Here is a 13528-nt window from a genome sequence, read left to right as displayed (position 1 = left end):
CCCGGGAGCGAGTTCCCGACCGAACCCGGACGAGGTCTCAGACCCGTTCGAGGGTCACCCGGAAGTCCGCGCCGCCGGCGTCGCTGTCGCGGACGGCGACGGTTCCGCCGTAGGACTCGGTGAGCGCGCGGACGAACCCGAGGCCGAACCCGGTTCCCTCGCTGTCGGGGCCCTTGACGCCCATCTCGAAGATCTCGTCGCGGAGGTCCGGCTCGATGCCGGCGCCGTCGTCGGCCATCCCGACGACGAGGCGGTCGGGCGCGGGCTCCTCGGCGTAGAGGTCGACCGTCACCGCGCCGTCGTTGTGGACCGCGGCGTTGGTGAGGACGTTCGTGAACACCGAGTCGAGCAGGTCGCCGGCGTAGACGCGGTGGTCGAACGCGGCGGGGTCGAACTCGACGGACAGCGACTCGTACTGGTCGGTCGCATCGCGGACGGTGTCTTCGAGCAACGGGCGCAGGTCCCGCGGTTCGGGCTCCCGCTGGGCTTCGAGCGTCGAGAGGAGGTCACCGACCCGCTCGACGAGGTCCGCGGAGTTGCTGGCCGCGCGTTCGATCTTGGCGACGTACTCGCTGGCCTGTTCGTCCTCGACCACGTCCGCGACGGCGTCTGCGAACCCGGCGATGACCTGGAGGTCGTTGCCGATGTCGTGGCGCAGCAGGCGGTCGTACATCTCGATCATCTCCTTGCGAGTCTCGAGGTCCTGGCGCGCGCGTTCGAGCCGCTCTCGCGAGCGGATGTTGCTGATGGCCGTCGCGGCGTGGGTCGCGAGGATCTCCATCGGCCTGACCACCTCGTCGCCGAACTCCTCGGCCGACGACGAACGGACGACGATCACGCAGATCGGTTCGTCGACGATCCCCTCCGGGACCGCCAGCGTCGCCGCGGTGTCCGCGTCCCCGTCGATCCCCGCCTCCTCGCCGGTGACGGTGAGCGTCTCGCCCGTCTCGTGGGCCCGCTGGACCACCTCGCCGGGCGCCCCGCCGGCGGAGACCTCGGGGTTCGTGCTCCCGACGACGGACAGGTCGCCGTCGCGGACCTCGACGACGGTCACGTCGGTCAGCTCGAAGAGGATCGTGATCGCCTCCAGCGTCAGCGAGACGACCTCGTCGACGGACTCGCACTGGTTCAGCGCCTGCCCGTACTTGTTGAGGTCGGCGACCTGCCGCGCGAAGTCCTGACGTTGTTCGAATCCCATGGCCCCGTCGTAACTACCGCACCTTCGGAAACCCGTACGTAAACCCTTTCGCCGCCGTTATCAACTGTGAGACGAACGACGTGTCCGGTCAAGCGCACCTGCGACCGGGGGAGCGTTGGACCACTGCGGGCTGTCAGTCGATGCGATAGCGTAGCAACGCCGCGATGCCGCCGAGGTTTCGCAGCTGCTGGCCGGGGTCGAACTCGCCGGAGAAGACGGTCACCTCGCCGCCCTTCTGCTCGGTCGTCTCGATGACGTCGTCGACGTCGATCTCCCACTCGCCGTCCTCGCCCCGCTCGACGCGCAGGCGCTCGTCGAGGACGAGCAACTGGTCGATGGCGCCGAACTCGGCGGCCTCGGCGACCTGGTCGGGGCCGTAGGCCACCTCCGAGCCCGTCGCGATGCGCTCGGTCAACTCGTCGATCAGGTCGGCCTCCGCGGAGATGCGCGTCTGGGTCTGGACCTCGTCGACGGCGCCGCGCTTGAGCACCTCGTGGACGCCGCGGTCGCCGACGCCCGTGGTGTCGACGGTCGTGATCTGCTCCGCGACGTCGGGGTGGTTGTCCCGGATGTAGTCCAGCGCGTCCTGCTTGGTGAACCCGGGGCCGGCGAGGATGATCGCCTCCACGTCCATCCGCGAGAGGACGGTGCCGAGTTCGTCGAACAGCTCCTCGCGCGGGCGGGCGCCGTCGCCCCACGCGGCCTTGCCGGTCGGGCCGGTGATCGACGCCCGCTCCTCGGTGCCGTACTGGGCGACGGTGTGGACGTAGGCCTCGCCCTCCTCGACGGTGGCGACGGCCACGTCGGGGTTCTCCGTGGCCTCGACGGCCTCCTCGAGGCGCTCGTCCTGGTCCGGTTTCCAGACCTTCTCGACCTCGATCTCGGTGCGCGGCTCGACGTTGAGCGTGTGGTGGAAGTCCAGTTGGTCCTCCCGCGAGCAGTCGACGATGACGCCGCCGACGCGCAGGCGGTTGGCGAACTTGGCGAACTCCACGTCGTCGACTTCGATCTCGATCCACATGGGCTCGCGCTCGCCGCCGGTGTCGCGCATATCGTCGTCGTTGCGCTGGATGCGCCGCGTCGTGTCGCCGGCCACCAGGTCGCCGGGCTCGACGACGTAGGTGAGATGCCAGAGGTCGTCCAGGCTCTCCGGGACGAGGGTGACCCGCTCCCGACCCTCCGTCGTCGGGTGGCGGTCGTTGATCTGCATACCCGAACCTCAGCCTCCGACGGCAAGTGTGCTGTTATTCCGCGGCGGTCACACTAAGTCAACGGCGCGTTCTACAAACTGCCCCAAATTCAAGTAGAAACGAAAATGCTTGAGTGGAATTAGCATACTTTGTGAGGTATGGATCTATTTGAGATTCTTTCAAATCCGGGCGTTGGAAACTTACTGTTACTTTTCGCATCTATAATCGGAGTCGCAGGGAGCTATACATTATATAAAATACGCTTAAAGGATCGAAAGTCAGCAATGCGACAGGCACTCAAAGCTGAAATTGAGTCTGGAAAATCTTTGGATACTTGGGTCCAGGAAAAAGACCAAAACGAGAACCCGCCAGCTCAAATAATTCATGCCACTGCAGCATATGACAGTCATGTTGAAGATCTTGGTCTATTAACCGATGAAGAAATAGCTAATGTGAGTGAGTTCTATTCAAAGCTGATTCTTGTGAATGACATTCTACAGTGGAAGCGGAATCAGATCTACAACTTGGTTTGACTCAAGGGGTAACTGACCCTAAAAAGGCCAAAATGGATTACAGGATCCGCAGGGCTCTTCAAGAGCTTGCAGTGAAGCGTTGGCAGGCCTTGCAGGTGCTTAAAAAGAATCTTGATGAAGATTATCGTTCTCCAGAGCTAATGGATCTCCCAAAAGAAGCTGGTGGTACTGTGCTAACAGACCATCCAGCTATAAACTCTGCTATTGATAAATTGGTTGAGAAAGAATATTTCGAGCCTACAGAGGAATCTTCAGACATCGTTCAGCTAACAGAGAAGGGAGAAAGATGGCTCAACGAGGATTCAGATATCGAGAATGAATATAATTTAGATACCGATCTTAGTCTTTCGTGAGTGAGTCTGCACTGCTTTTGAGGTCGCAAAAAAGTTATGCCAATTACTCGTCGTCTTCGAGCGCCTCGTCGAGCGCGTCGCGCACCCGATCGAAGTGGTCCTCGACGCGGTCGGACATCTTGTCGAGTTCGTCGTCGCTCACAGGTCGCTCCCGTTCCTGATGTCGTGCCATCTCTCGAACCTCTTGACGTATCGTTGCACGTTCTCACGTAAGTCCTCTTCGGCGTAGTCGAACCCTTGTGCGGCCGGTATCGGTCCGGAGATGTCTCGCACGTCGACCTTCTCCCCGTCCCTGTAGACATCCATATGCAGCCCCTCTTCGGCGATGTCGTGCCCGCTCTCGCCCTCCCGGTCGTGGTCGTATCTGACGACCGGCGCCCAGTCACCGTCGATCCAGTATTCGAGCTGTACCACGAAGCGGACAACGTCACCCTGCTCTGTCGTGAAGCCGGTCCGGATCTGGACGCGGTCGGCAAGCCGGTCGGGTGGTGGCGTCACCTCGTACTCAGACATCGTTACTCGGCGGAGTTCGCCGGGACGAGCGTCACCTGCTCCCGACCCTCCGTCGTCGGGTGGCGGTCGTTGATCTGCATACTCGCATCTCTGCCTCCGGCGGCAAGTGTGCTGTTATTCCGCGGCGACGCCGCGGAGATGGAGTCGGCCGTCGACTCCGCGGCTCCCGCTACGGTTTTCACTCCGCGTCGCCTAGCGGGTCCAGCCGTGACAGATCCATCCTCCCGGCCGGGCGCCGCGGCGCTCGGCCCGAACGACCCCGTCGAGGCGGCCGACGGCTACTCGCGGACGGTCTACCGCGAGTGTGACCTCTGCGAGACGGTGACCGACCTCACCGAATCGCACGGCCTGTTCGTCTGCGGCGCCTGCGAGGAGCAACTGCTCCCCTGACGGCGCGAGCCCCCGGAGGCGTCCCCGACTGTGTCGACTGTGTCGACTGTCCCGGCCCTGTTTCCGGGACCTTCTTGCCTCCGGGTCGCGCCCGTTCGAGTATGACCGAGATCATCGACGGCAACGCGGTCGCCGAGGACGTGCGCGACGAGGTGAGCGAGGCGGTCGACGCCCTCGAATCCGAGGGCGTGACGCCGACGCTGGCGACGGTGCTGATGAGCGACGACCCCGCCAGCGAGACGTACGTCTCGATGAAACAGAGCGACTGCGAGGAGGTCGGCATCGACACCGTGGACGTCGACATCGACTCCGACGCACCCGCCGAGGAGCTGTACGACACCATCGACGACCTGAACGCCGACGCCGACGTGGACGGCATCCTCGTGCAGATGCCGGTACCCGACCACGTCGACGACCGGCGGGTCCTCCGGAGCATCGATCCCGAGAAGGACGTGGACGGCCTCCACCCGGAGAACATCGGTCGCCTGGTCGCCGGCGACGCCCGGTACAAACCCTGCACGCCCCACGGCATCCAGCGCCTGCTCGACGCCGCCGAGGTCGAGACCGAGGGCAAGAATGCGGTGGTCGTCGGCCGCTCGCGGCTGGTCGGCAAGCCGATGGCGAACCTCTTCATCCAGTACGGCGACGGCGGCAACGCGACCACCACCGTGTGTCACTCCCGGACCGAGAACCTCGCCGAGAAGACCCGCTCGGCGGACATCCTCGTCGCGGCGGCGGGCGTCCCGGAGATGATCGACGGCTCGATGGTCGGCGAGGGCGCGGTCGTGATCGACGTGGGCATCAACCAGGTCGACGCCGACACCGAGAAGGGCTACGAGCTGGTCGGCGACGTTGACTTCGAGAGCGCGAAGGAGAAGGCCTCGGCGGTCACACCGGTCCCGGGCGGCGTCGGCCCGATGACCCGCGCGATGTTGCTGTACAACACCGTCAACGCGGCCGCGCTGCAGTCCGGCGTCGAGAGCGCGCTGTAACCGGTTTTCCCGCTCTCGTCCCCGTCAGAGGTCGACCTCGAACTCCTCGAGCCGCCGCTGGGCCTCGGCGAGGGCAGTCTCGTCGTCGTCCGCGAGCGCGCGGCCGATGGCCCGGACGATATAGACGAGTTCGCCGGCGGTGCGGGCCGAGACGTCGCCGTCGAGCGCCTCGATCCGCTTCTGGTGGTCGCGCAGCGTCGCGAGCAGCGACCCGACGGTCTCGTCGGGGTTGTCGTCGAGGTACCGGCGCAGGTCCGAGCGGTAGGCGTCGACCGCGCGGGCGTAGGCGAGCCCGCGGACCGACCGCATCGAGTCGGGCACCGCGTCGACGGCTGGGCGCTCGCCGTCGTCGGCGCCCCGGAGCAGTTCGAGGAAGTAGTACTCCTCGTCGTCGGAGAGCCGCATCGCGTGGGCGACCTCCTGGCCGGCCAGCCGGAGCTCGACCGCCGCGAGGTAGGTGTCGTCGAGCGGGCGCAAGTCGCCGCCGCTGACGAACCCCGACCGGCGGACGTACTCCCGGCAGCGTTCGGCGGCTGCCTCTGCCACGTCGGCCAGCGGCTGCTCGTCGACGAGCGCGCGGATCTCCGTCAGGTCCAACGTGACGGCGCCGGCGGTGTGCTCGGTGGGGTCGTCGAGCCCGACGCTCCGGACGCTGCCGCAGTCCGGGCAGACCACGCTGCCCGTCTCGTAGTACGACCAGCGGGTTCCACACTCCTGGCACTCGCGCTCGCCGCGGATCTTCATGCGACCGTCTTGCGCCCGAACGCCTAAAATCGCCGCGGTCGAACCGCCCCGACGGTGACCCGGTCCCCCGCGACGATCCCCGACCGACCGAGGCCCCGAGAACACGTTACCCGACCGTCAGATGGCGAGCGGATCCTGGGTCGGTAATTTTAAGTTGTTCCCACCCGGATGTACAGGTGACGCTTCGCTTGGAGGGCCGAAGCGTCAGCGGGGACCAATTCAGGGCGGCAAGCGTCCGCGTGGGCGTTTCGCCCACGCGGCCGCTTTCCATTCCTTTCGTGATTCACTCGATAGCCCCGGCCGTGTCCGGTAGCCCGTCGTACCGTCGTTCGACAGTCACAGTTAGAGGCGCGGAGCGGCCGCTCGGTCGCGGCCTGCGCGTGGCCGTCAGGACGGACGGGGTCAGGGGGCGAGAACTGTAACCGGCCTATCGGATGGACAGTTCGTCGTCGGACGCGTCGGCGTCCTCGTCCCACTCGAGTTCGAGTTCGAGGCCGAGTTCGCCGGCGCCGTCGGCGGGCCCCTCGCGCTCGATTTTCACTTCGAACTCGACTTCGCGGGGCACGTCGACGGTGATGGAGTCGGAGCCGGTCTCGAGCGTCAGCGGTTCCCCGGTCTCCAGCCGGTCGGCGACCGTGCGGAGATACGCGGCGACGTTCGTCCGGGTCAGCTGCCGTTCGTCCTCGAAGAGGAGTGTCTCGGGCATACCGTTCCTACGGGCCCGGGCGAGATAAGCGTCCGCCCCGCATTCGGGGCCGCGCGAGCGGCGCGAGCCCGTCCGGGGATACGTTTCGGTGTCGATACCTGAAATCGATCGAATACGACCGTTACCCGGTTCACATCAGTCGAGTTAGCAATACGGATTCGAGTAACAGCGGACTAACGCCGGTATTCCGATATCCAGTCGGGCTCATCAGTCGACATATTTATGAATATCCGACAGTAACCTCCGAACGGACATTACCGATGTACGACCTGACAGGATTCCAGCGTGACCTGCTGTACGTCATCGCGGGGAAAGAGGAGCCCCACGGGCTCGCGATCAAGGAGGAGCTGGAGGAGTACTACGAGAAGGAGATCCACCACGGGCGCCTCTACCCGAACCTGGACACGCTCGTCGACAAGGGGCTGGTCGAGAAGGGCCAGCGCGACCGCCGGACGAACTTCTACAGCCTCACCCGCCGGGGTCGCCGCGAGATCGAGGCCCGCCGCGAGTGGGAAGAGCAGTACGTCGACCTCTAGGTCCCGCGTGACGTATCGTCGGACGCGTCCGCCCCGTCGTCGCTCCCGGCTTCCTCGCCGGGCGCGGCGGTCTCGTCCCCGGTCGCGGGGGCTCCATCGGCGGCCGCGTCCGTGTCGCGGGTCACGCCGTCCCCGCTCTCGCCCTCCGGTTCGGTCCCTTCAGCGGCCGCGCCGTCGCCGTCTTCGGCCGGCCGGTCCCGGCCGAGCAGGGCGGGAACGACGACCCCGCCGAAGTGCGTGAGGAAGACGAGGATCATCGGCCCGAGGAACAGGCCGTACCAGCCGAACAGGAGCGGCCCGAGGATGTACGCGAACATCACGCTCCCGGTGTGCAGCGACCCGCCGGTGACGTACGGCCGGACCAGGAGGTCCGGGATGACGTCGACGACGACGAACGAGACGGCGACGAAGGCGCCGACGAACACCCAGCCCGTCCCCTCGGTGAACGCGGTCGCGGCGAGGTAGATCGAGACGGGCACGTAGACGAGTTTCATCCCGACGACCGGGATCAGGCTGGCGATGCCGGTGAGCAGGCCGACCAGGGCGGCGTACGGGACGGCGACCTCCGGGGGCGCGAAGACGTTGAGGACGCTGTACGTGATCGCCCCGACCGTCGCCGTGACGACGGCGTTGAGGATGTTGCCGGCGAATATCAGCTCCAGACTGTCGTCGACCTCGCGGGCGAACTCCTCGAAGACCGTCGGGCCGTCGTCGTCGAACCCGGCCACCCAGGCGGCGAGCCGGTGGTCGTCGCGCAACAGGTAGAAGGCGACGGCGAAGATGACGAACAGGTGGAGCAGTCCGGTGCCGAGAAAGCCCAGGTAGCTGGTCCCGCGGGTCAGCAGCGGCCCGATCAGGTCCATCCCGCCGGCGCCCTCGAAGACGCCGCGGGGGTTCTCGACCGCCTGCGTGACGTTCAGGTAGGGGTCGGCGACCGCGATGTACTCGCCCAGGTCGGTCGTCCCGGCGAACTCCTGGAGCTCCTGGACGCCGATGGCCGTGGCGTACAGCAGCAACAGCACCGCCGGCAGGGCGAGCGCGACCAGCGCCAGCGCCGCGGAGACGCTCGGCTGGCCCACCCGGTCGCGGATCTCCCCGTGGACCCGCCGCGTCGAGTAGTAGATGAACAGCGCGAACACGAACGTGCCGACGAACGACCAGAGCACCCACAGCAGCGCGAGTCCGAGCACTACTCCCACCGCCGCCCAGCCGATCCGCCCCCAGTCGGGATCGAACTCGAACTCGACCATCGTCCTCGCAGTGGGCCGGCCGGGGGATAAAACGGGCAGGTCGCTCACGGCCGCGCGGGGCGGGTAGCGCCCCGCTATTTATACGTGAGAACGGCATACGTCGGGCAGTGTTCGGAGTCGCGCAGTTCGCGTCGATCCCGCTGGACACCGAGGTGCTCCAGATCACGCTGGCGGGCGTGCTCGGCCTGTTCCTCGGGCTGGAGCGGGAGTGGTCGCACAAGTCCGCCGGCGTGCGGACGTTCTCGCTGATCAGCATGCTCGGCGCGGCGTTCACGGTGCTGGGGTCGACCCCGCTGGTGGTCGTCGGCGGCGCGCTCGTCATCGTGCAGGGGACGCTGCTGGCAGTCAGGGGCCTGCTCGCCGACGAGGAGGAAGAGGAGGGGCTGTCGCTGACCACCTCGATGTCGATGCTGGTCGCCTACGCCGTGGGGACGCTCGTCGCCAGCGCCTACACCATCGAGGCGGTGACGGTGACGGTCTTCTCGGCGCTGTTGCTCGTGCTCAAGCGGGAGCTACACAGCTTCGCCTGGGGGATGACCCGCACCGAACTCCGGTCGGCCGCGGAGTTCGCCATCCTCGCGTTCGTCATCTACCCGCTGTTGCCCGCCCGGAGCTACGAGGTCGGCGCCGCCGACCTGATGGTCGAGGTCGAACCCCGCGTCATCTGGTTGATGGTCGTCACCGTCGCCGCCATCGGCATCGTCAACTACGCCATCGTCCAGACCTACGGGAGCCGCGGCATCGCCGTCACCGGCTTCTTCGGCGGACTGGCCTCCTCGACGGCCGTCGTCGGCGCGATGCTCGACCACGTCGAACAGCGCCCCGCGGTGAGCTCCTACGCCGTCGCGGCCATCCTGCTGGCCGACGCGGCCATGGCCGCCCGCAACCTCGTCATCGCGCTCGTGTTCACCTTCGAGACGGGCCTGCTGGTGGGCGCGGTCGTCCCGCTCGGCGCGGTGATACTCGGGAGTATCGCGATCGCCGGCTACACCGCCGACTGGACGGAGAACCTGGAGATGGACCTGGAGAGCCCCTTCTCGCTGCGGAACGTCCTGAGCTTCGGCGGCCTGTTCCTGCTCGTCATCGTCGCCGGCGGGCTGGCCGCCGCCGAGTTCGGCCGGCTGGGCTTCTACGTGACCGCCGCGCTGACGGGGCTGGTCTCCAGCGCCGGCGCGACCACCTCCGCGGTGATCCTCTACCGCGGCGGCGGCCTCTCCGGCGAGGCGGCCGTCTTCGCCATCCTCCTGGCGACGGCCTCCAGCATCGTCGTCAAGGCCGGACTGACCTTCGCCGGGCCCAACCGGGAGTTCGCGGTCAAGACGGCGACGGTCAGCACCGTCCTGCTGGTCGCCGCCGGCGCCGTCACGGTCGGCGCGACGCTGTGAGGGGCCGTTCGACGCCCGGAGCCACCGCGACCCGACGGCCGACCGGCGAGCGCCCGTCAGATCACTTAACTTGCGACTGTGCTTCACTGCCGGCATGGACAGGGACACGGCGGAGCCCGCGGTGTCGTCGATCCCCGGCGAGCGCGCCCGGGAGTGGGTCGAGTACCACCACGAGACGGCCGCCCCGAGCACCTACGTCTACGAGTTCGTCTGGGACTACACCGAACCCGCGGAGGGACCGTTCTGCACCGACGTGGACGGCAACGTCCTCATGGACTTCACCAGCCACGTCGCCGCCTCCCCGCTGGGGTACAACAACCCCAAACTGATGGAGCGCATGGAGGGGTTCGACCTCGTCGACCCCATGAAGATCGCCGGCCAGGACTTCTACGTCGCCAGCGGCGAACTGGGCGACCACCCGTTCCCCACCCCTGCGGACCTGATGGACCGGCTGACCGACCGCAGCGACCAGTACGGCATGGACACCGTCTTCCTCTCGAACTCCGGGGCCGAGGCCGTCGAGAACGCCATCAAGATCTCCTACGACCACACCGGCGCCGACTACGGGATCACCTTCCGCGGCGGCTTCCACGGCCGCACCCTCGGCGCGCTGTCGCTCAACCGCTCCAAGTCCGTCTACCGCCGCGACTTTCCGGAAATCTCGAAGGTCCACGACGTGCCCTTTTGCGACGACCGCACCTGCGACGCCGACTCCTGTTCCTGCGGTTTCTTCACCGGCGAGGGCTCGCAGTTGCGGAAACTGCTCGACCCGAAGCGCGGCGCCGTCCACCCGGACGACGTGGCCTACCTGATCCTCGAACCCGTCCAGGGCGAGGGCGGCTACCGCTTCCCGAGCGACCCGTTCGCCCGGGAGATCGCCGACCTGTGCGAGGAGCACGACCTGACGCTCGTCGTCGACGAGATCCAGTCCGGCGTCGGCCGCACCGGCGAGTTCTGGGCGTCGGACCACTACCCGTTCGAACCGGACGTGATCGCGAGCGCGAAGGGGCTGCGCGTCGGCGCGACCATCTCCCGCGAGGAGGTGTTCCCCGAGCAAACCAGCCGGCTCTCCTCGACGTGGGGCGCCGGCGACATCGTCTCGGCGCTACAGGGTGCGCTCACGCTCGACGTGATCGACGACTACGACCTGATGGACAACGCCGTCGTCCGCGGCCGGCAGTTCAAAGAGTCGATGCGCGACGCCGACCCGGAGAACGTCGTCGACGCCCGCGGGAAGGGCCTGATGCTCGCCGTCGAGTTCGACACGAAGGAACGCCGGGACGACGTGCAGGCCGCGGCGATGCAACGCGGGCTGTTGACGCTCGGCTGCGGCCACAAGACCCTGCGCGTGCTCCCGCCGCTGGACGTGACCGAGCGGGAGATCGACCTCGGCGTCGACCTGCTGACCGCCGCCATTGAGGACGTGGCCTGACCCGCCGGCATTCGGAAATTCGCGGTTACCCCGAGTAATCCGCGAATAGAAATCCGGAGACGGGCCGACGGATAACCGTGTTCCCCGTCGTCGACCCGGTCGGTCGTGGCCTCGCGGCCGTCCCCAGTGGCGCCGGGACCGTCCTCCAGTCGGGAACGAGCGGTCTCCTCTCGAACCCGTGGTTCTACGCGGGCGTGTCGGCCCTGTCGCTGCTGGTCGGGTCGGCCGTCGGGGTCTGGGTCAGCCCGCAACGCCGGTGGCAGGCGGCCTTGCTGGCCGTCGGTGGCGGATCGCTCGTCATCTCGCTCGCCTTCGAACTGTTCGGGCCGGCCTTCCGGAACATCGGCGAGTATCCGGCCTCCGGCTACTTCCTCGTCGGCATCCTCGTCTTCGGGACGCTGGACGTGGCCATCGACCGCTGGGCCGACGACGAGACCCAGGAGAACGGTGTCGGACTGTGGGCGAGCGTGACGACCGACGGCATCCCGGAGAACGCCGCCATGGGTTCGCTGCTGGTCGGCGACTTCCACGGCGCGCTGGCGCTTCTGTTCGGCCTCGCGGTCACCAACGGCTCCCAGTCGATGATGTCCGGCACCAACATGGCCGAGAGCCACGACGACTGGACGGTGATGGCGGTGTGGGTGGCCACCGCCGTCGTCGTCAGCGGCTCCGTCGTCGCCGGCTACCGGTTTCTCCCGCCGCTCCCGGACTACTGGATCGCCGCGGTCCGCGCGTTCGCCGCCGGCGCCATCCTCGCCAGCCTCGCCGGCGAGATCTACCCCGACGCCTACGAGGAGGCCGGCCCGTACATCACGCTCGCGACGGCGGTCGGATTTCTGGGGACGTTTCTGTTGTGAGCGGTACTACTCGCGAGTTCGATACGTTTCCGTGCATATGCAGTAGCGGTTGCTGTCCTACGATGAGACACATCCGTTCGTTATCAAGATCTCGTCGGGTTCGATTGTGACGTTGACCTCCGGAGATTCACACGATACCGGGACCGAATAATCCCGTGTGACCGTCCGGCCATTCTGTATTGAGACACGAACCTTGGCCGGTGTTCCGACGAACGATTTCGATTCGTCACCCTTGCCCGGTTCCAGTGAGTAGGAGTGACCGAAGAGCTCGCTCGAACCCCGGAGGGCGGTGACGGTAACCCGAACTGACTCGTCGAGGGCGTTGGCCACGAACACTTCCAATCTCGGTTCGGATTCCGCAGATTGGTTCTGACCGAAAGGAGATGAACACCCTGCGACAGCCGCGGCACAGACCGATATTCCCCCGGCGAGGACCCCACGTCGGTTCATGCGATATTCCTCGTCTGTAATCGGAAAAAGGACATCGGATGCACAACGGGACGTTTGCCCCTCCAATGAGTGTTCGCTGACTATATCCTCTTCACTGATCATCCGGCGCGAAGCGAGGCGGTTCACCGGACGCGAAGGAGCGTAGCGACTGAGTCGTCCGGCCTTTTTCACCCATGTTTTTCCCGGCCGGCGCCCCCGGCGCGCGAGGAACCCCGGCCGGGAAAAAGATGGTCTCAGAACTGGTAGCGGCGGTCGTCGGGGTCGCCGGACTGGGGGAACTGGTCGGCGCCGGTCATCTCGTCGAAGGTCATCCCCGAGAGGTACTCGTCGTAGGTCACGTCGTACTCGGTGCGGAGGTGGAAGTCGAGGTTGCCGGTCTCGACGGCGCTCCGGAACAGCATATGGACCCCGCGGCGGACGAGCTCGTCGGGGTCGTCGGTGTCGAGCGCGGCCAGCAGCATGGCGAGTTCGTTGCGCGTCTCGCGGTCGGTCTCGACCGAGAGGACCTCGTCGAGGTCGCTGTACTCGCCCTGCACGTCGTCCTGCAGATCGTCGAGGCTCATACACCCAGCCAGGCGGGGCCGTCGCAAACACCTTACGCTCCGGGATTCGGTGCGCCCGGGAGCCAGTGGCGAGCGGCGGCCGTCGCGGCCGGTCCGTCAGTTGTACACCTCGACGGCGTCGGGTCGGACGACGAAGGTGTGGCCCCACAGGTCGACGGCGAGGGTGAACTCCCCGTCGGTGTCGCGGCGTCGGTGGTGGGCGACCAGCGCGTCGAGCGCGCCGGCGTCGATGCGCCCGTGCAGCGAGTCGACCTCGTCGAGGTCCAGGTGGGCGCGCCGGGCGGCTCTCAGCAGGGCGTCGGTCGCGTCCTCGTCGGCCCCGACGGCGGCGCGAGCGATCGGCGGATCGTCCGGAACCCGAGTCGATGCGGTCATGCCCCATCGGCGGGGCGCCAGGCTCCTAAACCGGGGTCGCCGCTAGCGCCGATTAACCCGA

General features: G+C 66.8%; 17 protein-coding genes. 8 read left to right on the top strand and 9 right to left on the bottom strand.

Annotated elements, in window-relative coordinates; translation table 11 throughout:
* Positions 1-37 precede the first annotated feature (37 nt).
* Both ACMGFI_RS13845 and ACMGFI_RS13840 read right to left on the bottom strand, forming a co-directional pair.
* On the bottom strand, positions 38-1198 hold the full coding sequence (locus tag ACMGFI_RS13845) for a sensor histidine kinase (RefSeq protein ID WP_436910379.1): 1161 nt from the start codon (positions 1196-1198) through the stop codon (positions 38-40).
* 133 nt (positions 1199-1331) lie between these two features.
* On the bottom strand, positions 1332-2408 hold the full coding sequence (locus ACMGFI_RS13840; protein WP_436910377.1) for an mRNA surveillance protein pelota: 1077 nt from the start codon (positions 2406-2408) through the stop codon (positions 1332-1334).
* Between the two features lie 138 nt (positions 2409-2546).
* On the opposite strand from ACMGFI_RS13840, the gene ACMGFI_RS13835 reads away from it, so the two are divergent.
* Positions 2547-2921, top strand: coding sequence for a hypothetical protein (locus tag ACMGFI_RS13835; RefSeq protein WP_436910376.1), 375 nt, complete (start codon positions 2547-2549; stop codon positions 2919-2921).
* Positions 2888-3274: a hypothetical protein gene (locus ACMGFI_RS13830; protein WP_436910375.1), complete on the top strand. Its 387-nt coding sequence runs from the start codon at positions 2888-2890 to the stop codon at positions 3272-3274. Before ACMGFI_RS13835 ends, ACMGFI_RS13830 begins: the two co-directional genes overlap by 34 nt.
* 138 nt (positions 3275-3412) lie before the next feature.
* Here the strand turns inward: ACMGFI_RS13830 and ACMGFI_RS13825 are convergent, their stop codons facing one another.
* Positions 3413-3787 carry a DUF7718 family protein gene (locus ACMGFI_RS13825; RefSeq protein ID WP_436910374.1) on the bottom strand — a complete coding sequence of 125 codons (375 nt, stop codon included), beginning with the start codon at positions 3785-3787 and terminating at the stop codon, positions 3413-3415.
* A 207-nt stretch (positions 3788-3994) separates the two neighbouring features.
* Between ACMGFI_RS13825 and ACMGFI_RS13820 the strand changes: the two genes are divergently transcribed.
* Together ACMGFI_RS13820 and folD are read left to right on the top strand one after the other, a co-directional pair.
* On the top strand, positions 3995-4177 hold the full coding sequence (locus ACMGFI_RS13820; RefSeq protein ID WP_436910373.1) for a hypothetical protein: 183 nt from the start codon (positions 3995-3997) through the stop codon (positions 4175-4177).
* A gap of 101 nt (positions 4178-4278) precedes the next feature.
* A complete protein-coding gene (folD, locus tag ACMGFI_RS13815; RefSeq protein WP_436910372.1) occupies positions 4279-5169 on the top strand; it encodes a bifunctional methylenetetrahydrofolate dehydrogenase/methenyltetrahydrofolate cyclohydrolase FolD in 891 nt (296 codons plus the stop codon).
* Positions 5170-5193: 24 nt separating this feature from the next.
* Here the strand turns inward: folD and ACMGFI_RS13810 are convergent, their stop codons facing one another.
* Both ACMGFI_RS13810 and ACMGFI_RS13805 read right to left on the bottom strand, forming a co-directional pair.
* Complete coding sequence (locus tag ACMGFI_RS13810; protein WP_436910370.1) at positions 5194-5913, bottom strand: DUF7117 family protein; 720 nt, start codon at positions 5911-5913, stop codon at positions 5194-5196.
* 427 nt (positions 5914-6340) lie between these two features.
* The gene (locus tag ACMGFI_RS13805; protein ID WP_436910368.1) at positions 6341-6619 is read right to left on the bottom strand and encodes an amphi-Trp domain-containing protein; all 279 of its coding nucleotides are present in this window, start codon (positions 6617-6619) and stop codon (positions 6341-6343) included.
* A gap of 260 nt (positions 6620-6879) precedes the next feature.
* Here ACMGFI_RS13805 and ACMGFI_RS13800 point away from each other — a divergent pair, with 260 nt between their 5' ends.
* Positions 6880-7155 (top strand): PadR family transcriptional regulator, encoded by a 276-nt coding sequence (locus ACMGFI_RS13800; RefSeq protein WP_123539147.1) that lies wholly within the window; start codon positions 6880-6882, stop codon positions 7153-7155.
* Here ACMGFI_RS13800 and ACMGFI_RS13795 read toward each other — a convergent pair.
* Positions 7152-8405, bottom strand: coding sequence for an AI-2E family transporter (locus ACMGFI_RS13795; RefSeq protein WP_436910366.1), 1254 nt, complete (start codon positions 8403-8405; stop codon positions 7152-7154). The genes ACMGFI_RS13800 and ACMGFI_RS13795 overlap by 4 nt on opposite strands.
* A gap of 107 nt (positions 8406-8512) precedes the next feature.
* Here ACMGFI_RS13795 and ACMGFI_RS13790 point away from each other — a divergent pair, with 107 nt between their 5' ends.
* From ACMGFI_RS13790 to ACMGFI_RS13780, 3 genes are all read left to right on the top strand, one after another.
* The gene (locus ACMGFI_RS13790) at positions 8513-9790 is read left to right on the top strand and encodes an MgtC/SapB family protein (RefSeq protein WP_436910364.1); all 1278 of its coding nucleotides are present in this window, start codon (positions 8513-8515) and stop codon (positions 9788-9790) included.
* A gap of 94 nt (positions 9791-9884) precedes the next feature.
* Positions 9885-11222, top strand: a complete 1338-nt coding sequence (locus ACMGFI_RS13785) for a class-III pyridoxal-phosphate-dependent aminotransferase (RefSeq protein ID WP_436910362.1) — start codon at positions 9885-9887, stop codon at positions 11220-11222.
* Between the two features lie 77 nt (positions 11223-11299).
* Complete coding sequence (locus ACMGFI_RS13780) at positions 11300-12079, top strand: ZIP family metal transporter (protein ID WP_436910360.1); 780 nt, start codon at positions 11300-11302, stop codon at positions 12077-12079.
* A gap of 57 nt (positions 12080-12136) precedes the next feature.
* Here the strand turns inward: ACMGFI_RS13780 and ACMGFI_RS13775 are convergent, their stop codons facing one another.
* The 3 genes from ACMGFI_RS13775 to ACMGFI_RS13765 all read right to left on the bottom strand — a co-directional run bounded on the left by ACMGFI_RS13775 (position 12137) and on the right by ACMGFI_RS13765 (position 13467).
* The gene (locus ACMGFI_RS13775) at positions 12137-12409 is read right to left on the bottom strand and encodes a hypothetical protein (protein ID WP_436910359.1); all 273 of its coding nucleotides are present in this window, start codon (positions 12407-12409) and stop codon (positions 12137-12139) included.
* A gap of 353 nt (positions 12410-12762) precedes the next feature.
* A complete protein-coding gene (locus tag ACMGFI_RS13770) occupies positions 12763-13092 on the bottom strand; it encodes a ribbon-helix-helix protein (protein ID WP_436910357.1) in 330 nt (109 codons plus the stop codon).
* 96 nt (positions 13093-13188) lie between these two features.
* The gene (locus ACMGFI_RS13765) at positions 13189-13467 is read right to left on the bottom strand and encodes a HalOD1 output domain-containing protein (RefSeq protein WP_436910355.1); all 279 of its coding nucleotides are present in this window, start codon (positions 13465-13467) and stop codon (positions 13189-13191) included.
* Positions 13468-13528 lie beyond the last annotated feature (61 nt).

Source organism: Halosimplex marinum (genome assembly GCF_051414075.1).
Taxonomy (GTDB): Archaea; Halobacteriota; Halobacteria; order Halobacteriales; family Haloarculaceae; genus Halosimplex; species Halosimplex marinum.
Note: the sequence above shows the minus strand (reverse complement) of the source record. Positions and strands in the feature narration are given on the sequence as shown.